A 19,257-nucleotide genomic window follows, 5' to 3' on the forward strand; every position below is an offset into this window, starting at 1 on the left:
CCCTTCAGCGCCCCGCGTGGGGGACCGCCCAGCCGGTCCGGGGCCGCTCAGGTCCCGTGCTCGGCGCCGGGGCCGAGGGGCTCGACGGACTCGGGAGCCCCACTCGTTCGAGGAACGCCTCAAGGGCGAGCACGGCCATGCCGAGGCTCACGCCCTCGCCGTCGGCCTCCGTGAACTCGATGCCGACGGTGCCGGCCGGGCCGGGCAGGCACTCCTGCGCGATCCGGTCCCGCACGCGCTGCTGCAGCTCCGAACCCGCGTAGCGGGTGATCCAGCCGAGCACCGAGACGTGCTCGGGATTCAGCAGGTTCACGAGGTTCCCGATGCCCGCGGCGAGATGGTCGCCCGTGCGCATCAGGGCCTCGCGCGCGGCATCGTCCCCTGCGGCCTCCGCCCGCATCAGCCGCTCGATGAAGTCGCGGTGATGGGGGACGGCGAGCAGCTCGTGCTCGGAGGAGATCTCCGCGAGGGTGGCCCGGATCCCCTCGACGCCCACATAGGCCTCGATGCAGCCCGAGCGGCCGCAGCGGCACGCCCGCCCACCCCAGATGAGCGTGGTGTGGCCCCACTCCCCGGCCGAGTTCCCGCGGCCGCGCAGCAGCTGCCCGTCGACGATGATCCCGGCCCCGACGCCGGTGCCGAGGTTCACCGCGACGAACTGGCGGAAGCGGCGGCCCGCGCCGAACCACAGCTCGCCCGTGGCGAGCGCCATCAGGGGGTTGTCGATCCGGACGGGCACGGGCACCGCCGCCTCGAGCGCCGCCATGAGCGGCACCTCGTGCCACCCCCAGTTGGGGGCGAAGACATCCACCCCGCGCACCGGATCGACCTGGCCCGGCAGGGAGATCCCCGCCCCGAGCAGCGACCGCTCGAGGCCGGGATGTCGCTGCCGCAGGCGCTCGAGGCAGTCCCCGATGTGCGCGGCGACGGACTCGATGGTGTGCGCGACCTGCGGGATCTCGAGGCGCTCCTGGTCCAGGCGGTCCAAGGAGGTGTCGAACAGGTCGACCCGCACGTAGGTCTCGGCGACGTCGACCGCGAGCAGGGCGCCGCGCTGCGGGTTCGCCTGGAAGGTCGCGGTGGGCCGCCCGCCCTGCGAGGAGATCTGCCCGGCCTCGCGCAGCACGCCCTCGTCGACGAGCTCGCCGACGAGGGTGGTGACGGTGGCCGGGCTGAGCCCGGTCTCGGCGCTCACCTGGGCGCGCGTGACCGTGCCGTGCACGTAGACGGTCCGCAGCACCATGAAGCGGCTCTCGCTGCGGATGTCCTTCGACGACTTCGCGGCCACCGGCCCTCCCGTCCTGGGACATCCCGCCTCTCCACGGCGGGACGCCCTCGTCAGCTCGCGCTCAGCGGTCGGTCCTGGCCCGCTGCGCGCCCTTGAACATACCGCCTCCGGGGGCGGTCGCCTCGACGAGCAGCAGCGGGCCCGAGCCCTCGTCCCGCGTCCACGAGGCGGGCACCCATGCGCGGTGGGCGTCGCCGCCCGCGACCGCGGACCGTCCGAGGACGTGGCGCGAGACCCGTCGGCCCCCGCTGATCACCGTGATCTCGACGTCCTCGCCGTCGAGCTCGAGCAGCTCGCCGCCCTCGCCCGCGAGCGGGTCGAGCCGCAGCAGCACCGGCGTGCCGGCCCCGATGCGGAGCGGCCCCACGGGCGGCGAGGCGACGGGCCGCAGCCCGGTCGGACCGGGTGACCGGGATCCGACGGTCCGGGCGTCGGCCGACTGCGAGGACGGGGCCTCCCCGGCCCCGTCGGCGAGCTCCTGGACGCGCGCGGCGAGCTGCGCCTCGCTGGTGGTGCGCAGCGAGCGCAGCACCGGCACCGCCGTGGTGAGCAGCTCGATGCGAGCGAGCAGGCCGCCCGGGACGTGCGGTGCACGCACGCGCACCTCGACGCTGCCCTCCCCCTCGGGCAGGAGCACGACGGGAGCCTCGCGGACGACCAGCTGCTCGGGACCGTCCTGCACGGCGACCCGCACCGGCACGGCCAGGTCCTGCAGGCGCAGCGCGGCACGCTCCCCGCCGCCGGGCAGGGTCAGGGTGCGGGCGTAGAGCGTCCAGGAGCCGGGGTTCGCGCTGGACCAGCCGCCGAGGCCCCGCAGCGGCGGGCTCGCGAGCACGCCGTCGGCGCGCCGGTCGGGCAGCTCCCGCACCTCCCACAGGTCGGTGACGTCGTCGATGCCGCGCACCTCGAGCACGGTGCCGGCCCCCCGCCCCGCCCCGAGACGGAGAGCGGGACGGCGCGCGTCGTCGAAGTTGGCCCGGCCCCAGATCTCGGCGTCCACGCGCAGGCGGTGGGAGGCGCCCGGGGCGAGCGGCAGGCCGAGCGGCGCGCCGTGGGCGACGTGCGCTCCGTGGTCGACGCCGTCGAGCGTGAGGCGCACGAGATCGGCGGCGCCGAGCAGCAGCACCTCCTGCGCCGCGGCGGACAGCTCGAGCTCGGCGCGCAGCCGGCCGTCGGCGAGCCCGAGCGCCTCGGCGCCGCGCAGGCCCGGGGCCGGATCGTGCTCCGTGCCCGCCGCATCGATCCCGCCCTCGGGCGTCGCGCCCAGGGCGATCATCCTGCCCGTGGCGGGGCGGCGAGCGGGCTCGGGGTCGGCGCGGCTGCCGCCCCTCTCATGCACGACCACACGCACCGGGTCGAGGGCGTGGCGGGAGCTGCTCTCCCCCGGGCCGGTGCGGCGCAGCTGCTCGGACCCGCCGTCGGCGACGGGCAGGGTGAGCGCGACGGCCGCCTCGGGCCCGCCCTCGAAGGTGAGGACGAGGACCCCGTCGGTCCGCTCGACGCCGACGAGCTCTGCGGTCGCGACGTCGAGGACGCCCTGCGCCCCCCAGGGGTGCAGCGGCACCTCGAGCGCCCAGAAGGGGCAGGTCCCGGCCGGGACGACCGCGTCGAGGTCTGCCGAGGTGAGATGCACCGGGGTGTCGAGGCCCGTGAGCTCGGCCGGGCCGAGCAGGGTCCCGCCGCCGTCCAGGGCGAGCGCCCCTCCGGTGGCGATGCCGGCGATCCGGTCCGTCGGCAGCGGCCGCGGGTGCGCCGTGGCGAGCCGCTCGCCCCAGGCGGCGAGGGTCGCGCCGAGCGCGATCGCCTCGTCGTACTCGGGCCTGCGCCGTCCGTCCGGGCTGACGTAGCCGTCGAAGTCGTAGTCGTGGGTCATGAGGTTCCCGGGGTCGCCCCAGTTCCCCGCCGAGGGCAGCACCAGATGGTCGAAGCCGGAGGTCTGCAGGTACGGGGCGACCAGGCGGGCCCCGGCGAGGATCTCGCGGCGCAGCGTCCGGTGCAGCCGGTTCGTCTCGGTGACCATGAGCGGCAGGTCGCGCTCGGCGAGGGCCCGGGCGTAGTGGCGGGTCTCCTCGTCGAAGGAGGGTGCGGCGTCGTCGGGGTACAGGTTCACCGTGGGCACCACGGCCGGGGCGTCGCCGGAGGCGCCGGCGAGCTCGCCCTGCCCGGCGCAGGCGATGATCGGCACCTCGATGCCGTGCGCGCGGGTGCGCTCGGCCAGATGCGTCATGTACTCCTCGGGGTCCGGGCAGTCGAAGAAGTCCAGCTCGTTCTCGATCTGCACCAGCGCGACCGGCCCTCCGCGCGTCAGCTGCGACTCGGCGAGGATCGGCATGACGGCATCGAACCAGCGATCCACGGCGGCGAGATAGTCCGCATCGGCGGTGCGCAGCGCGGCCGGGGCGCCGGGGGCGTCGCCGTGCAGCCACCACGGCAGGCCGCCGCCGTCGGTCTCCGAGCAGATGTACGGTCCCGGCCGCGCCATGACCAGCAGGTCGCGCTGGGCGGCGAGGTCGAGGAAGCGCTGCAGGTCCCGCTCCGGGGAGGTGAGGTCGATCTGGCCGGGGAGCGGCTCGTGGAAGCCCCAGTGCACGTACAGGTCGATCATCCGGTAGCCGGAGTCCCGCACGAGGTCGAGGCGGTGCGCCCACTGCGCGGGCGGGATCCGGAAGGGGAACACCGAGGAGCACAGCAGCACCGACGGGGTGCCGTCCAGCAGCAGGCTGCCGGCGGAGAGCTCGAGCGAGGAGGCCATCACTTCACCCCCGCGCTGCCGGCGGACAGGTTCATCTCGTACATGTACCTCTGGCCGAAGTAGTAGATGATGATCATCGGCAGGGACAAGAAGATCGAGCCGACCATGATGAGGTTCCACGGGGGTGTCTGCAGCTCCTGGCTGGTGGAGGTCAGATACTGCACGCCGAGCGCGAGCGGCATCTTGTCCTCGGAGTTGATGTAGATGAGCGGGCCCATGAAGTCGCCCCACATCGCGGTGAGCGTGAAGATCGCGATCGCGATGAGGATCGGGGTCATCATCGGCAGGATCAGCCGGGCGTAGATCCCGAAGAACCCGAGCCCGTCGATCGAGGCGGCCTCGTCCATCTCGTAGGGGATGCGGGTGACGAACTGCCGCACCAGGAAGATGTTGAAGGCGTTGGAGAAGAACTGCGGCACGATGAGCGGCAGGAAGGTGTCGATCCAGCCCAGCTGCGAGAAGATCCAGAACTGCGGGATCATCGTGATCTGGGCGGGGATCATCATCGTCGCGATGACCACGAAGAACAGCGGCCGCTTGCCCGGGGCGCGCAGGCGCGCGAAGGCGTAGCCGACCAGAGAGCTCGAGAGCACCTGGCCGATCGCCGAGGAGACCGCGATGATCACCGAGTTCACGAGGAACGACCCCACCGGCAGGCTGGTGCGGAAGATGTCCACGAAGTTCGAGAACTCGAAGTCGCGCGGGAGGATGGACAGCTGTCCGGTGGAGACGGTCGTGTCCGAGGACAGCGCGATCGAGACCACGAACACCAGCGGGATCGTGAAGATCGCCGAGAGGATCACCAGCAGGCCGTAGGTGAGCGGCCCGCTGCGGAAGGCGCTGAGGGTGCGGGGCCGGGGCGGCCGAGTCCGCCCGGCGACCGGTGCCGGCGCGGTGGGGGCGGGGGTCATGGCGCTCACTGGCGCACCTCCGATTCGTAGAACACCCAGCGTCCGGAGGTCGCGAAGGCGAGGGCGGTGAAGGCCATGATCACCACGAACAGGATCCAGGCGATCGCCGAGCCGTATCCCATGTGGTAGAAGCGGAAGGCCTCGTCGAAGAGCATCGGCACGGCCATCTGGCTGGCGTTGTCCGGCCCGCCGCCGGTGAGGATGAAGACCTGCGCGAACACCTGGAAGGAGCCGATGATGCCCATGATCAGGTTGAAGAAGATCACCGGGGTGAGCTGTGGGAAGGTCACCGACCAGAACTGGCGGAAGCCGGAGGCCCCGTCGATCTCGGCGGCCTCGTAGAGCTCCTTGGGGATCCCGTTCATCCCGGCCAGCAGCAGGATCGTGCCGCCGCCGGCCTGCCACAGCGACATGAGGATCAGCGCGGGCTTGACCCAGGAGGCGTCCATCAGCCAGTTCGGGCCGTCGATCCCGATCAGCGCGAGCGCCTGGTTCAGGGGTCCGGCCTCGGGGGCGAAGACCATCTGGAAGATGAGCGCGACCGCCACGATCGGGATGAGGTGCGGGAGGTACACCAGGGTGCGGAACAGCTTGCGGAAGCGCACCTTCTTGTTGAGCAGGTTCGCGATGAACAGCGAGACCACCATGCCCAGCGGCACCGAGATCAGCGAGTAGTACGCGGTGTTGCCCATGACCTTCATGAAGATCGGGTCGTCGGTGAGCAGGGTGATGTAGTTGTCCAGCCCCACCCAGACCGGGGCCGTGAACGAGTCCCATTCGGTGAACGAGAGGTAGATCGAGAACAGCATCGGCCCGAGCAGGAAGACGACGAACCCGATCACCCACGGGGAGATGAACAGGTAGAAGGTCAGCGCCTCCTTGCGACGGTGCGCGGTCAGCTTCTGCCGCGTCGCCTGGCGCCGACGGGGCGCGGGCTCCCCGACGGCGGGCGGCTCGAGAGCGGTGGAGGTCATCGCGTTCACTCCGAGGGCTTGATGATCCGCTCGAGGCGGCCCTGGAGGTCGTCGGCGGTGGTCTGGGCGTCGGCATCGCCGAGCCAGAAGGCGGCCATCGCGTCGTCGATCGCCTTCTGCATCTCGTTCCACTCGGGGATGAACTTCGGTGTGAAGATCATGTCCGCCGAGTCGGGGAAGGCCTGCAGGTTCACGTCCGCCTCGAGCCAGTCGGGGTCGAGGAAGGCGTCGCTGCCCTGCAGCTCGAGGTTCGCCGGGACGTCCTGGCCCTTGTCGGCGATGGGGGTCTGTCCCTCGAGCGAGGTGAGGAACTGGATGATCTCGAAGGATCCCTTGGGGTTCTTCGCCGCGGTGGGGATCACCAGCGCCGAGCCGAAGGCGCTGACAGCGCTCTGGGCGCCGTGGAAGAACGGGGCGATGTCCCAGTTCAGACCCTCGATCGCGGCATTGCCGCCGACGGCCCAGAAGCCGGTGGAATTCATCGCCACGAGCCCCTGCTGGAAGGCGCCGTCGGCCCCCATCTCGGGGCCCATGTTCGAGTAGTCCACCTCGGTGGGGGCGACCTCGTGGGTGAAGTAGAGGTCGTGGGCGAACTGCAGCGCCTCGACGGCCTCGGGCGAGTTGACGCCGGGCGCGCCGGTCTCGGGGTCCAGCACGTTGCCGCCGTTCTGGGCGACGAGGGAGAACCACTGCGGCCACCAGCCCACGCCGCCGTAGCCGAACTGCCCCTTGTCAGGGTCGGTGAGCGCCTTCGCGGCCTCGAGGAAGTCGTCCCAGTCCCAGTCGGCGCTCGGGTAGTCGACGCCGGCCTCGTCGAAGAGGTCCTTGTTGTAGTAGAGGACCATCGCGCCGGAGCGGTCCGGGACCCCGTAGGTGGCGCCGTCCCAGGTGTAGTTCGCGCCGACGGGGCCGAAGGTCTCCTCGAGGTCGAGGCCCGCCTCGGCCAGCAGCTCGTCGATCGGGACCAGCTGCTTCTTGGAGGCGTAGACGTTGACGTTCTCCGCAACCTGCATGATGTCGGGCCCGGTCTTCGACGAGATCATCGTCTGGACCTTCTGCTCGTAGTTCTCGGAGGGGATGAGCTGCAGGGTGATGTCGTAGTCGGGGAACTTCTCCTTGGCCAGGTCGATCCGGGCCTGGTAGGCGTTCTTGTCCTCCTCGCCGCCCCATACGGTCATCACGAAGGAGGTGTGGTCCTCGTCGGATTCCGGGACGCCGCCGGCGCTGCTGGAGCCGCCTCCGCAGGCGGCGAGGCCCGCGGCGGCGCCGACGGCGCCCATCCCGGCCAGGAGGCCGCGTCGGGAGGGAGCCGGTCGTCGGGAGGAGCGGGGGGCGGGGATGCGGCTCATCGTCGTGCCTTTCGTGATGGTCACGCACTGCGCTCCCCGGGTCCTCAGCGGCTCCGGCGAGAGGTGCGCACCGGCGCGCACCCGACGTGACGAGACTTACGTTAACCCTTGCGATAAGGCTTGTCGAGGCCTCTCGGTCACGAACTCGTCTCGAGGGGTCGCGCCGGACCACCGCGCAGGCTAGCGTTTTCCCATCCTGGTCGGCACATCCCATCCTCACGACCGGGCGATGACGCTCACCTGGGAGGCCCCCATGTCCACCACGCAGCCGGAGTCCCTCCGCCGTCCGTCCTTCACCAGACGCCGTACGCTCGCCCTGCTCGCCGCCGCGGGCGCGATCCCCGCCCTCGCCTCCTGCGGCCCGAACACCGCCGACACGGGGAGCGGCGGGGAGGGCGGGACCGGGGACGTGCGCATCTACTGGTGGGGCGGCGACCTGCGGCTCGGGCTCACGAAGGAGGCGCTCGAGATCTTCGCCGAGAAGAACACGGACTTCGAGGTGCACCCCGAGTACAGCGAGTGGACCGGCTACTGGGACAAGCTCGCCACGCAGACCTCGGGCGGGGACTCCCCCGACCTGCTGCAGATGGACGAGGCGTACATCGACTCCTACGGGACCCGCAGCGCCCTGCTGGACCTCGAGTCGCTCGGCGACACCCTGGACCTCTCGCAGATGGACGCGAAGGTGCTGGACACGGGCCGCCTCGCCGACGGGACGCTCGTCGGGGCGCCGCTGGGCATCGGCATCTTCTCCGTCGGCGTGAACGAGGACCTGCTGGCCGAGTCCGGCGTCGAGCTCCCGGCGGACACGGAGTGGACCTGGGAGCAGTTCGGCGAGGCCGCCGCCGCGCTCAGCGAATGGGGCAGGGATCAGGACGTCGTCGGCGTCGACATGTTCGGCCAGGGCGCGGCGGAGCTGCACGCCTGGGCGCGGCAGTCCGGCGAGCAGGTGTTCCCTCGCGAGGGAGAGACGCTCGTGAGCCTCGAGACGATCCGCTCCTGGCTCGAGTTCTCCCAGTCCCTCATCGAGTCGGGCGCCGCGCCGGGCGCCGACGCCCAGATCGAGGACTTCGGGGCGGGCGTGGAGGGCGGCCGGTTCGGCACCGGCCGCGCCGTGCTCCACTTCCAGTTCCACACCCAGGTGCAGACCTTCGCGAGCGCCTCGGGCGCGACGATGAACCTGCTGCGCCTGCCCGCGCGCACCGCAGGCGATCACCAGATGGTGAACAAGGCGTCGATGTACTGGTCGATCGCCGCCGGCAGCGCGGTCGCCGAGAGCGCGGGGGTGCTGATGGACTTCCTGCTCAAGGACCTCGATGCGGCGAAGGCGCTCAAGATCGAGCGCGGCGTGACCGCGTTCCCCGAGGTGCAGGACGCGATCGAGGGCGAGCTGGACGACATCGAGCGGATCTGCCTGGACTTCGCCCGCGACATGCAGGCCGAGGTCTCCCCCGCTCCTCGGGTCACGCCCGCGGAGGGTGTGGGCTTCGGGGACGAGCTCACCCGCATCAGCCAGGACTTCTACTTCGGGAACACCGATGCGGCCGATGCCGCGCAGCAGATCCTCACGGCCCTGGAGGGCATGCAGCCGAGCTCCTGAACGCTCACATCCGAGGGAATCCAGGCAACCCACGGCAACTCGCACCCCTCCCGTCAGGAGTGAGGTTGCCTGTCGCCACGTCCGCCGGGGCACCGACGCCCCGGACGCAGGACCCGAGGCACTGCCGCCCGGGATCCAGGACCCGAGGCACCGACGCCTCGGGGAGAGCCGAGAGGAAGACCATGCAGATCTCCCGACGCTCCGTGCTCGCGGCCTCCGCGGCCGCGGCCACCGGCATCGGCGCCGCCGCCTGCGGGGCCGGCGGCGAGATGGACCCCGAGGAGCCCGTCGACCTCGAGGCCGACGAGTCCACGCTCTCCGGGGCGATCAGCCTGCTGACCCCGGACTTCGTAGGTGACGCCCGGGCACCCCTGGACGAGGAGATCATCGCCCCGTTCACCGAGCGCACCGGGGTGTCCGTCTCCGTGGACCAGGTCGACTGGAACAAGCTCAACGAGAAGATCTCCACCGGCATCGCCGGCGGGATCATCGCCGACCTCATCATGACCGGGGTGGGCTGGACCCAGCCCTTCGCGGAGAAGGGGATCTTCGCGGAGATCCCCGCCGACTTCATCGAGTCCCTCGGATTCGACGAGTCGGTGCTGGTCTCCACCCGGTTCGAGGGGAAGTACTACTCCCTCCCCCAGGCCCTGGACCTGCGCTTCCTCGGCTACCACCCCGAGGCGTTCGCCGCCAAGGGCATCGAGGAGCCTCCCGCGACGATGGACGAGCTCGCCGAGATCGCGCTCGAGCTCACCGGCGACGGCATGGTGGGGCTGGACTACCTCTCCGGCAGCGCGGGCAGCGCGCGGCAGGCCTTCGTGTTCCTCCTCTACGCCTTCGGCGGCCGGATGTTCAGCGAGGACGGCATGACCCCGATGCTCCACGAGGAGCCGGGCCGGCTGGCGCTGCAGTGGATGCTCGACCGCATGGCAGAGGGATCGATCAACTACGACCTGCGCGCCGCCGAAGGTCAGCCCTCCCCGTTCCAGCAGAAGAAGGCCGCGATGTCGCTCGTCGCCACCGGCAACTGGGTGACCTGGTCGCAGATGTCCCCCGAGCTGTGCGAGGACGGCGCGGTCGGCCTCTTCCTCATGCCGCCCGGCGCCGGCGGCGACCCGGTGATGTTCCAGGGCGGCACGTTCATCTCGATCTCGAGCCTGTCGAAGAACAAGGACGCCGCAGGAGCCTTCATGAAGCACATGCTCGATCCCGAGTACCTCGGCATCGGCAACTCCGCGATGGGCAAGGTGCCGCCCACCCCCGACATCCCGCCCGACGAGGAGATCGAGTCCAACGCGCTCACCCAGTTCGGGCTCGAGAACCTCCCCTACGCGGGCGCGACCGAGGGCGGCAGCGCCGCCTACATGGAGGTCCGCACGAATCTCGACGGCATCGTCGAGTCGTGCCTGACCGGCAAGTCGAGCGTCCCCGCGACGCTCGAGGACATGAAGGCGCTGTGCGACGGCGCGATCAGCAGGATCTGAGCCGATGAGCACTTCGACGCACCCCACCCCGCCCCCGGCCGACGCCCCTGCCGCACACCGGGCCCCCGTCCCCCGCCGCAGCACCGTGCGCGCCGCGGAGAAGCGCTGGGGGCTGCTGCTGGCCGCCCCCGCGACACTCCACACCCTGCTCTGGATCGGCGTGCCCATCGTGGTCGCGATCGTCCTGAGCTTCACCGCCTACGACATCATCCATCCGCCGGAGTTCGCGGGCCTGGAGAACTACGCGACGATCTTCACCGACGGCCTGTTCTGGCGCTCCGTGTGGCACAACGTGCTCATCGCCGCGATCGGCATCCCTATCTCGATGCTGCTGGCGCTGGTGTTCGCGACGCTGCTGAACCGGGCGCTCCCCGGGCGCGGCGTGTTCCGGGTGATGGTGTTCCTGCCGCACATCACCGCGACCGTGGCGGTGGCGATGATCTGGCTGTGGATCTACAACCCCTCCGAGAACGGGCTGATGAACATCATCCTCGGCGTGATCGGGATCGGGCCGCTGCCGTTCCTCACCGATCCTGACCTGGCGCTCGGCGCGGTCATCCTGGTGACGATCTGGCAGGGGATCGGGTTGAAGATGCTCATCTACCTGGCGGCCCTGCAGGGCGTGGACGGGCAGCTGTACGAGGCGGCGGACATCGACGGCGCGAACTTCGTCCAGAAGTTCCACCGCATCACGGTGCCGATGCTGCGCCCGGCGACGTTCTTCATCCTCATCACCTCGCTCATCGCGAACTTCCAGACCTTCGATCTCATCTACATCCTCACCGAGGGCGGGCCTGCGAACTCCACCTCGGTGGTCACCTACCGGATCTACCAGACCGCGTTCCAGGAGTTCCGTGTGGGTCTCGCCAACGCGCAGTCGGTGATCCTGCTGCTGATCCTGATCGTGCTCGCATTCCTCTCCCGCCGGATCGTCGGAGGCACCGATGGCGACTGACACCCTCACCCCCGCACTGCCCCGGACCGATCCGTCGGCCTCCGGCCGCACCACCAGCATGCGGCGGCAGAAGCGGCTCGGAGCGACCGCGATCCTCGTCTTCCTGATCCTGTCCTCGCTGCTGATGGCCGCACCGTTCCTGTGGATGGCCCTGTCCTCGATACGCGACCCCACGGAGCTGGCGCAGGTGCCGATGCCGCTGATCCCGCAGGACCTGCGGCTGGAGAACTACACCGACGCGCTCGCGCGCGCCCCCTTCGCGACCTACGCCCGCAACAGCCTGATCCTCGCCACCGCCGCGGCGGTCCTCAACGTCGCCTTCGGCTCGGCCTGCGGCTACGCGCTGGCGAAGCTGCGCTTCCGTCTGGCCCCGGCGGTGTTCGGCTGGATGGTCGCCTGCATCATGATCCCGTTCTACGCGACCGTGATCCCGGTGTTCCTCATGGTGCGCCACATGCCGCTGTTCGGCGGGAACTCGATCCTCGGCGCGGGCGGCACGGGCTGGATCGACACATGGTGGGCGCTGATCGTCCCCGGCGCGATCTCCCCGTTCATGGTGTTCCTCTTCCGCCAGTTCTACGTCACCACCCCCTCCGAGCTGATCGAGGCGGCGCGCCTGGACGGGGTGAGCGAGTTCGGGATCTACGCCCGGATCATGACCCCGCTGATCAAGCCGGGCCTGCTCACGGTGGCGCTGCTGAGCTTCGAGGCAGGGTGGAACAACTTCCTGTGGCCGCTGCTCGTGACCACCTCGGACAACCTGCGCGTGATCCAGGTGGGCATCGCCTCGTTCCGTCAGGAGGCCTCGACGGACTGGCACCTGCTGATGGCCGGGACGACGATGGCCGCGGTGCCGATGATCATCCTGTTCCTCGTCTTCCAGCGGTACTTCGTGGACGGCTTCGCGGCTTCGGGGATCAAGTGAGTCCGGCCGCCGCCCGCCGGGCCTCGCCGGGCCGCCCGGGCTCCCCGGCGCCGATGGTCGGGCGCCCCTCCGCCCGAGCGGCGCGCGGGGCCGGCCGACGGGATCCGCTCGAAGCGCGTGGCCTGGTGCGCTTCCTGATCAAGCCCGCCGCTTTCCTCAGCACGAACTGGGCGGCGCTGCTCGGAGCGCTCACTGTCGTCGGCATCGTGCCCGCCCTCGCGGGGGCGACCCGCGTGACCGGCGATCTCGCCCGCCACGAGGACGAGGCGTTCAGGGCCACGCTCCGCCATGTGCGGCGCACCCTGCGCCGCGACGCCCCGGCCTCGTTCCTGCTGCTGGGCGTCACGGCGGCGATCGGCGCCAACGCGCTGGTGCTGCCGCACCTGGACGCCTCGCTGCGGGTGTTCGCCGTCGGCGCGCTGACGCCGGTGGTGTGGGTGCTGGTCGCGGCGCTGAGCGCCTACGTCGCCGCCGCCTCCCGCGACCAGACCTCGGACCGCCGGGATCTGGTGCTGGGCGCGCTCGTGCTGATGCGACGCCGGCCTGTCGCCGCGTTCCTCGCGCCGCCGCTGATCGTGCTGCTCTCCCCGCTGTGGCTGCTCGCCCCGCTGACGATCGCCGTCGGGTTCAGCGTGCCCCCGTGGTGCGTCGGCCGGCTGTGGCGCGGCGCGCCGGCCTGAGCTCCTCGTCGGTCACGACGCGGCGGGATCGGCGGCGCGCACCTCCTCGAGCGCGGCGCGGCCCTCGGCGGGGATGTCCTGCCAGGTGAAGCACTCGATCGAGACGTGGGCCGCGCAGCCGCCGTCCCGCAGGGCGGTGAGGAACTCGCCCAGCGGCCAGTCGCCCTGACCGGGCGGGCGCCGATCGGTGTCGGCGACGTGGATGTGTCCCACGCGGCCGGCGAGGCGGTGCACGGTCTCGAAGCTCTCGCGCTCGAGCATGACGTGGAACAGGTCGGCGACCACCCGCATCCCGGACAGCTCGTGCGCGTCGAGGAAGTCGGCGGCCTGCTCGAGGGTGTTCACGAGGTCGGTCTCCCCCTGGTGGAGGGGCTCGAGCAGCACCTCGAGACCGTGCTCCGCCGCGAGGTCACGGGCGGTGCGCACGGAGTCCGCGAAGCGGCGCTCGGCGGCGGCGCGGTCGACGCCCTCGGGGATCCGCCGGGAGGCGCCGCTGCCGAGCACCACGGTCGCTCCCGGCCGCGCCCACGGGGCGATCGCCGCAACGGCGCCGCGCAGGTAGTCGGCGGTCTTCTCGAGCGGCACAGCAGGATCCGACACCCTCACCGCGCCGGGGAACAGGATCGCGAAGGACGGCGCCCGCGGCACGGGGGCGAGCCCGGTGGCCGGGGCCCAGGTGCCGCCCGCGCCCTCGAGGAGCAGAGAGCCGACGACGGTCTGCTCGAGGAAGTCCGCACTCGCGGCGGCCACCTCCTCGGCGCGGGCGTGGGCGGCGATGATCCCGTGCTGGGGCGGGCACGGGGTGCGGGTCGGGGCAGGGGCGTCTGTCATGGGAGGCCTCGGGGGCTCAGAGCTCGCGCAGGATCTGCGCCATGGCCTCGCAGGACTCGGCCGCCTGCGGGAGGCCGAGCTTGTTGAGGTGGCCGTGGGTGACGCCGCGGCGCACCTCGTAGTGCACGTCGACGCCGGCGGCGACGAGCTGCTCGCCGTAGCGGCGGGCGCCGAGGCGCAGGTCGTCGTACTCGTCGGCCTCGAGATAGGTGCGGGGCAGCACGGCCAGCTGCTCCGCGGTGCCCAGGCCCGGGAACTCATGGGCGGTGGCCTGCTCGAGGGGACGGCCGAGGTACGCCTCGGCCATGCGCCGCATGGTCGCCGACGGGAAGCGGAACATGCCCGGCACCTCGGCGAGCGCCGCGGCTTCCTCGGCGGTGGGCTCGGGGTTCAGCGGGTGGGTGACGGGGTACATCAGCAGGCTCGCCGCCGGGGCCTCCTCCGCTTCGGCCAGACGCAGGGAGACGGCGGCGGCGAGGTTCCCGCCGGCGCTCGCCCCGCCGAGCGCGACCCGGGCCGGGTCGATGCCGAGCAGCCGTGCCATAGAGCGGGTCCAGCGCACGGCGGCCATGACGTCGTCCCCGGGGATGGGGGCGTGGACGGTGAAGGTCTCGCCGGGGAGCCGGCGGGCGCGGGCGCCGCCGGCCTCGGCGGGCTCGTCGCACAGGCGGTAGTCGACGGAGACGACCACGGCGTCCGCGCGGGCGGCGACGCGGCGGGCGGTCTCGTGCGCCTCGGGCATGTCGAGATCGCCGTGCTGGAAGGAGCCGCCGTGGCACCAGACCAGGGCGGGGCGAGGCCGACGGCTGCGGGCTGCCGGGCTGTAGACGCGCAGGGGGACGATGCCGTGGGGTCCGCGGGCCTCCCGCTCCTCGATGCGCAGGTCGAGGCTCTCGGCCGGGCCGTAGGGCGCCTCCCAGGCCTCGCGAGCGGCGGGCGGGACGTCGTCCCAGGTCTCCGCGCCGCGCAGCCGTGCGAGGCGGCGCAGCATCTCGCCGTGCGGGTCGGGATCGGTCACCGGTGCGGCGGGGTCGGTGGTCGTCGAGGTCGCGGGGGCGGGGGTCATCGGCGGGTCTCCTGGGGGTGCGGGGCGGGCCGGCGCATCAGCGAGGGCGGGAGGCGAGCACGACCTCGCAGTCGAAGTGCTGCGAGGAGCGCATGTCGCCGCGGAACCAGAGCAGGTGCTCGGTGGCGGGGTCGCCGGGGGCGATGATCGGGCGGAGGTTGTCGCCCGCGGAGTCCTCGGTGAGCGGCTCCCACCGCCAGGTGGCGCCGGCGTCCTCGGTGCGGCCGCGGAACAGCTCCCGATGGGCGAGGGCGCGGCCGTCGCGCGGGTCGATCGGCGTGGAGAGCACGAGCGCGTCGGCGTCGTAGGGGTCGAGTGCCGCGAGGCCCGTGTAGTCCTGCTCATGGGGCAGCAGGCCGGGACCCGCGTCGGCGAGGGGGTGGACGGCCCAGGTGCCGTCGGCGCCGCGGCGCGCGTAGACGAGCCGCAGGTCGGGGACGGGCACGTCGTTCCCGTCGGCGTCGCGCACCGCGTCGGGGCCGCTGATCTGCGCGCCCTCGGGCCAGCCGGGGTGGTCCGCACGGGCGGTCATCACCGCGCCGACCACGCCGTCGACCACCCGGATGTCGGTGGTCCAGGCGTGGGTCAGGCGCGCCCCGCCCACCTCGGAGCCGGCCTCGAGGACGGTGGTGAGCAGGTCCTGGTTCGGGGCGGGCTCGGCGAACAGCTCGCCCTCCAGGGCGCGGCCGGCCGAGTCGTGGAGGCGCCCGGCGGCGAGGATCCCGTGATGGATCGAGTTGTCGAAGTCGCGGGGGTGGTGGTCGGTGACCAGCACGTGCAGGCCCTCGGGGCTCTCTGCGTAGCGGGCGTAGCCGTTGACGTAGCCGACCTTCTCCCGGCCGAACAGCCTGCCCGCGAAGGTCCAGCTCTCGCCGTGGTCGTCGGAGACCAGGGCGCAGGGGTCGTCGTTGATCGCGCGCACGAAGCAGTGCAGACGCCCGTCGATCTCATGGAGGTTGGAGTAGGTGACGTGCCGGCCACCGGTCAGCTCGGACCAGTCGAAGACCCGCTCCTCGCCCCAGCGGGTGGGGTCGTGCGGCTCGCTGACCCGCCAGTAGGTGCTGTCGTCGGTCTTGTGCCGGGCGTACACGGCGAGCCATCGCCCGTCGGGGCGGCGCCAGAGGGCGGGCACGTCGTGGTCGTCGGACTCGAAGCCCTCGTGCAGGGTCACGACCTGCACGGCCCCGCTCCCGAGGTCGACGACGTTGAGGTCGAGGTCGCCGCCGCGGCGGTCGCCGTCCTTCCCGCCGACCGACGCGATCGAGCCGACGACGAGCAGCCCGCGCTCGGGATCGACGAGAGCGCGCTCGTCCTGGAACCAGCACCAGGCGCCGTTGTCGTTCAGGACCTGGGGGACGGGCTCGGTGGACGTCATACGGGTGCTCCTTCGGGGCGTCATGCGAGATGGAAGTACTGCGGCAGAACCTGCTTCTCGCCGCCGCCGGGGGCGAAGTACTCGCTCATCGCCGCCTCCCAGCGTGGGCTGACGGCGGCGCGCGCGATAGCGTCCTGCGCGGCGTCGACGTCATCGGACTCGAAGTACCCGACGACCATCCCGTCCTCGGGCCTCAGGAACAGAGAGTAGTTGCGCCAGCCCGCCTCGGAAAGGGCTTCCCGCATCTCGGTCCAGACCTCCTGGTGCGCGGCGACGTACTCGGCGAGCTTCTCCGGTCGCACGTGCAGCAGGAAGCAGCAGCGGTGGGGGCTGCGGGCGGGGGTGGTGGCGAGCAGGTGGGCGAGGTCCGGGGTGGTCATCGGGTCTCCTTCGGTGCTGCGGGCAGGGTGTCGGGGCCGAGGTAAGGGATCTGCTCGGGGAGGTGGTCCCCGATCAGGGCGAGGTTCGCGATCGCGGAGAGGCCGTACTGCGCGCAGCCGTTGGTGCCCACGAACGCGGCCTCGTCGACCGGCTCCATCACCTCCGGGCCGTCGATGCGGGTCAGGGACCAGTCCGCGCGGGCGACCATCGAGTCCGAGTTCACCTGGTCGCCCTCGCCCAGCAGGAAGGCGCGCCAGGCCCGGGCCGCGAGCTCGGCCTCGCCGGACCGTGCCGCGTGCTGGGCGAGCAGTCGGCTGTAGGCGGGGATCAGGGAGATCCCGGTGAGCGGGGCCCCGAAGCGCTCGGCCTGCTCCTCCCCCGTGGCGAGGTAGTAGCGGCAGTACTCGTCCCAGGCCCGGGCGAAGCCGGCATCGTCGACGAGCTCCAGCAGCTCGGGGACGATCTCGGCCAGCCCGAACACGGCCGCGAGGTGCGAGACCTGGATCCGGTCGCGGGTGGTGTCGAAGCGTCGCTCCTCGAGGTCCCACAGCGCCTCGCCGGTGAAGAAGCCCTGCGGGAGGCGACCGATGCCGGCGAGGGCGCTGCGGATCTTCTGCTGCGCATCGGCGTCGCCGTGGCGCTCCCAGGCGGTCAGCCAGGCACCGAGCAGGGCGCCGAGATCGGTGCCGAGTCCGATGGCGAGGGCTCTGCGGTCCGGGGAGTACACGTCGGTGCGGACCTTGCGGGTCGCGTCCACGCGCAGCAGCGCCTCCTCGGAGGCCGCGACCTCGTCGAGCAGCTCTCCCACCCGCTCGTCGGCCGTGAGGAAGTAGTGATGGCGGCGGTAGACGGCGCTCGAGACCCGCAGCTGCTTCGCGCTGCATCCGAAGTGCTGGACGTTGTGGCGGGTGCCGAGGCCGGCGAAGGGGCCGAGATGGTACTGGTCGACCTCGCCGGTGTGACGGGACATCGCCTCGGCGAGGCGGAACACGGAGGCGTCGCCGCTGCGCAGGAAGTCCGTCCACAGCCAGAGGTCCGGGGACAGCTCGGAGTTGTCCCAGGCGTATCCGCCCACGTCATAGCGCCAGGTGTGGCGGTCCGGGTCGTAGGTGTGCATGACATCGCCGTAGTCCCAGAACCCGTACCAGCGCCGCTGCTCGACCTCGCGGAGGTAGTGCTCGCGCAGGAACTGCAGCCGGTCCTCGAGATGGGTGCGCTGCGGCGTGGAGCGGTCCACCGGCGACCAGATCCCGAACACTCCCGCGGCGTGCATCCGCTGGGGTGCCACCACCGGCTGCGGCGGCAGCGCGCAGGCCGCGGCGAGGGCCGACAGCTCGTCGGCGGACGGTGTCTCAGGGAAGGCGTCGATCACCAGCTCGTGAGTGCGGGCGATGCCGCGCGCCTGCCCGAATCCGGGCTCGTAGTCCTCGTAGGTGATCTCGAGGGCGTCGAGCTGGTCCGCGTGGCTCTCCTGCCCGAGCCCGTCATGATAGAAGCGCAGGTCCATCGGCTCTGCGCTCGGTGCGTACATCCACACGGTCAGCGAGGCGGTCCCGCTGCGCGCGCCCTCCACATCGAGCTGCGTGGGCACGAGCTTCCAGAAGTCCCGCAGCCCGGCGCCGATCCCGCCCTGGATGTCGCCGACGTAGGCGTATCCGCGGCTGCGGGTGCCGCCGGGCGCGGCGACCCAGGGGTGCTCCGCGTCGGTGCGCTTGGCGACGGTGCAGCCGTCCGGGGAGAGCTGGCGCAGGGTCCACGCATCCCAGCAGGGCACGAAGCGGAGCCTGCCCGAGACGGCCTGCGCCCACGTCTCGAGCGGCGGAGTGGGGCGGCCCTCGATCTGGGCGCGGCGCACCTCCTCCCCCGGGTCGCGGCGCAGGCCGGTCACGCCCTGCACCGCTTCGGCCAGGAAGCCGCCGGAGCTGCCGGCGAGCCGGACGTGCCGGTCGTACGGCGCGGCGCGCAGAGGCACGTCCAGCCGCAGGCCGAGCGAGGTGAGGAAGAGCCGCTCGGGGTCCGCGTCCCAGACGAGCGAGTGCACGGCGCGGATCCGCCGAGACCCTGCTGTGACGTACAGGCGCAGCACGAACGGCAGCACGCTCTCGCCGTCGATCTCGTGGTGGCCTGCGAGGCGGAGCACCGCCTGCACGGCCCCCGCGCGTTCGACGCGGACCTCGGTGGTCCGGACGGTGTGCTCCCGACGCGGGGACTGCGGGTGGGGCGTCTGCGACGAGGTCGCGACGATGCGGCCGTCCACGCCGACCTCGCGCCCGTCGACGACGAGCCGGCGGATCGCCGCCTCGCCCGGGCCCACCACGACCTGCAGCAGGTCGCTGGCGGCAGTGATGGTCCCGTCCTCCCCGTGCGCGATCCGCACTCCAGGCGGTGCCTGCGACGACGGCTCCCGCTGCACGAGCCTGGCCTCGCCCGCGGGGGCCGTGCCGGCGTGCCCGGTCCATTTCACGGACCCGTCGGGCCATCGTGCCGTGACCCAGCTGTCGAGCGCGTGGACGTCCTGCTCGGACGCGAGCTCCAGCTCGGGCAGCTCGCGCATCGCCCCCTGCGGCCAGGGGACGCCCCACTGCACGGGGACCGCGGCCGTGCCCTCTCGTGGCTCGAGCAGGTGGATCGCGGTCTCGGGGAGGGTGGTCATGGGGTCCTCTCGGCGGGGCGGGAGCTCGGT

The 19,257-nt window shown here is 72.0% G+C and carries 15 protein-coding genes; 5 read left to right on the forward strand and 10 right to left on the reverse strand.

Features of this window, described 5'->3' with window-relative positions:
* Positions 1 to 4: 4 nt before the first annotated feature.
* The 5 genes from D1648_RS16340 to D1648_RS16360 all read right to left on the reverse strand — a co-directional run bounded on the left by D1648_RS16340 (position 5) and on the right by D1648_RS16360 (position 7,298).
* Entirely contained in the window at positions 5 to 1,288 is a 1,284-nt protein-coding gene (locus D1648_RS16340) for an ROK family transcriptional regulator (RefSeq protein ID WP_122943658.1), read from the reverse strand.
* A 61-nt stretch (positions 1,289 to 1,349) separates the two neighbouring features.
* Positions 1,350 to 4,040: a beta-galactosidase gene (locus D1648_RS16345; protein ID WP_122943659.1), complete on the reverse strand. Its 2,691-nt coding sequence runs from the start codon at positions 4,038 to 4,040 to the stop codon at positions 1,350 to 1,352.
* On the reverse strand, positions 4,040 to 4,951 hold the full coding sequence (locus D1648_RS16350; RefSeq protein ID WP_122943895.1) for a carbohydrate ABC transporter permease: 912 nt from the start codon (positions 4,949 to 4,951) through the stop codon (positions 4,040 to 4,042). The genes D1648_RS16345 and D1648_RS16350 overlap by 1 nt, the downstream gene beginning before the upstream one ends.
* Before the next feature lie 5 nt (positions 4,952 to 4,956).
* Positions 4,957 to 5,925: a carbohydrate ABC transporter permease gene (locus tag D1648_RS16355; protein ID WP_122943896.1), complete on the reverse strand. Its 969-nt coding sequence runs from the start codon at positions 5,923 to 5,925 to the stop codon at positions 4,957 to 4,959.
* Between the two features lie 5 nt (positions 5,926 to 5,930).
* A complete protein-coding gene (locus D1648_RS16360; protein WP_241155552.1) occupies positions 5,931 to 7,298 on the reverse strand; it encodes a sugar ABC transporter substrate-binding protein in 1,368 nt (455 codons plus the stop codon).
* Between the two features lie 229 nt (positions 7,299 to 7,527).
* Between D1648_RS16360 and D1648_RS16365 the strand changes: the two genes are divergently transcribed.
* The 5 genes from D1648_RS16365 (at position 7,528) to D1648_RS16385 (ending at position 12,921) form a co-directional block, all read left to right on the forward strand.
* Complete coding sequence (locus D1648_RS16365; RefSeq protein ID WP_122943898.1) at positions 7,528 to 8,874, forward strand: ABC transporter substrate-binding protein; 1,347 nt, start codon at positions 7,528 to 7,530, stop codon at positions 8,872 to 8,874.
* 182 nt (positions 8,875 to 9,056) lie between these two features.
* Positions 9,057 to 10,361, forward strand: a complete 1,305-nt coding sequence (locus D1648_RS16370) for an extracellular solute-binding protein (RefSeq protein ID WP_122943660.1) — start codon at positions 9,057 to 9,059, stop codon at positions 10,359 to 10,361.
* Positions 10,362 to 10,365: 4 nt separating this feature from the next.
* A complete protein-coding gene (locus D1648_RS16375; protein ID WP_122943661.1) occupies positions 10,366 to 11,316 on the forward strand; it encodes a carbohydrate ABC transporter permease in 951 nt (316 codons plus the stop codon).
* Positions 11,306 to 12,241, forward strand: coding sequence for a carbohydrate ABC transporter permease (locus D1648_RS16380; protein ID WP_122943662.1), 936 nt, complete (start codon positions 11,306 to 11,308; stop codon positions 12,239 to 12,241). The genes D1648_RS16375 and D1648_RS16380 overlap by 11 nt, the downstream gene beginning before the upstream one ends.
* Positions 12,242 to 12,366: 125 nt before the next feature.
* Positions 12,367 to 12,921 (forward strand): hypothetical protein, encoded by a 555-nt coding sequence (locus D1648_RS16385; RefSeq protein WP_122943663.1) that lies wholly within the window; start codon positions 12,367 to 12,369, stop codon positions 12,919 to 12,921.
* 12 nt (positions 12,922 to 12,933) lie between these two features.
* Here D1648_RS16385 and D1648_RS16390 read toward each other — a convergent pair whose 3' ends face one another.
* The 5 genes from D1648_RS16390 to D1648_RS16410 are packed head-to-tail and all read right to left on the reverse strand — an operon-like array spanning position 12,934 to position 19,227.
* Complete coding sequence (locus tag D1648_RS16390; protein ID WP_122943664.1) at positions 12,934 to 13,752, reverse strand: sugar phosphate isomerase/epimerase; 819 nt, start codon at positions 13,750 to 13,752, stop codon at positions 12,934 to 12,936.
* Positions 13,753 to 13,768: 16 nt separating this feature from the next.
* A complete protein-coding gene (locus D1648_RS16395) occupies positions 13,769 to 14,818 on the reverse strand; it encodes an alpha/beta hydrolase (protein WP_122943665.1) in 1,050 nt (349 codons plus the stop codon).
* A gap of 37 nt (positions 14,819 to 14,855) precedes the next feature.
* Positions 14,856 to 16,193, reverse strand: a complete 1,338-nt coding sequence (locus D1648_RS16400; protein WP_122943666.1) for a BNR-4 repeat-containing protein — start codon at positions 16,191 to 16,193, stop codon at positions 14,856 to 14,858.
* 20 nt (positions 16,194 to 16,213) lie between these two features.
* On the reverse strand, positions 16,214 to 16,573 hold the full coding sequence (locus tag D1648_RS16405; RefSeq protein ID WP_122943667.1) for an L-rhamnose mutarotase: 360 nt from the start codon (positions 16,571 to 16,573) through the stop codon (positions 16,214 to 16,216).
* Positions 16,570 to 19,227 carry a Tat pathway signal sequence domain protein gene (locus D1648_RS16410; protein ID WP_122943899.1) on the reverse strand — a complete coding sequence of 886 codons (2,658 nt, stop codon included), beginning with the start codon at positions 19,225 to 19,227 and terminating at the stop codon, positions 16,570 to 16,572. Before D1648_RS16410 ends, D1648_RS16405 begins: the two co-directional genes overlap by 4 nt.
* Positions 19,228 to 19,257 lie beyond the last annotated feature (30 nt).

The organism is Brachybacterium sp. EE-P12 (genome assembly GCF_003711805.1).
In the GTDB taxonomy this organism is placed as follows: Bacteria; Actinomycetota; Actinomycetes; order Actinomycetales; family Dermabacteraceae; genus Brachybacterium.

What these genes read in the sequence shown, in the direction of transcription:
- D1648_RS16345 (WP_122943659.1), bottom strand. Translation starts at nt 4,040, where the DNA reads ATGGCCTCCTCGCTCGAGCTCTCCGCCGGCAGCCTGCTGCTGGACGGC.
- D1648_RS16350 (WP_122943895.1), bottom strand. Translation starts at nt 4,951, where the DNA reads ATGACCCCCGCCCCCACCGCGCCGGCACCGGTCGCCGGGCGGACTCGG.
- D1648_RS16355 (WP_122943896.1), bottom strand. Translation starts at nt 5,925, where the DNA reads ATGACCTCCACCGCTCTCGAGCCGCCCGCCGTCGGGGAGCCCGCGCCC.
- D1648_RS16365 (WP_122943898.1), top strand. Translation starts at nt 7,528, where the DNA reads ATGTCCACCACGCAGCCGGAGTCCCTCCGCCGTCCGTCCTTCACCAGA.
- D1648_RS16370 (WP_122943660.1), top strand. Translation starts at nt 9,057, where the DNA reads ATGCAGATCTCCCGACGCTCCGTGCTCGCGGCCTCCGCGGCCGCGGCC.
- D1648_RS16375 (WP_122943661.1), top strand. Translation starts at nt 10,366, where the DNA reads ATGAGCACTTCGACGCACCCCACCCCGCCCCCGGCCGACGCCCCTGCC.
- D1648_RS16380 (WP_122943662.1), top strand. Translation starts at nt 11,306, where the DNA reads ATGGCGACTGACACCCTCACCCCCGCACTGCCCCGGACCGATCCGTCG.
- D1648_RS16390 (WP_122943664.1), bottom strand. Translation starts at nt 13,752, where the DNA reads ATGACAGACGCCCCTGCCCCGACCCGCACCCCGTGCCCGCCCCAGCAC.
- D1648_RS16395 (WP_122943665.1), bottom strand. Translation starts at nt 14,818, where the DNA reads ATGACCCCCGCCCCCGCGACCTCGACGACCACCGACCCCGCCGCACCG.
- D1648_RS16400 (WP_122943666.1), bottom strand. Translation starts at nt 16,193, where the DNA reads ATGACGTCCACCGAGCCCGTCCCCCAGGTCCTGAACGACAACGGCGCC.
- D1648_RS16405 (WP_122943667.1), bottom strand. Translation starts at nt 16,573, where the DNA reads ATGACCACCCCGGACCTCGCCCACCTGCTCGCCACCACCCCCGCCCGC.
- D1648_RS16410 (WP_122943899.1), bottom strand. Translation starts at nt 19,227, where the DNA reads ATGACCACCCTCCCCGAGACCGCGATCCACCTGCTCGAGCCACGAGAG.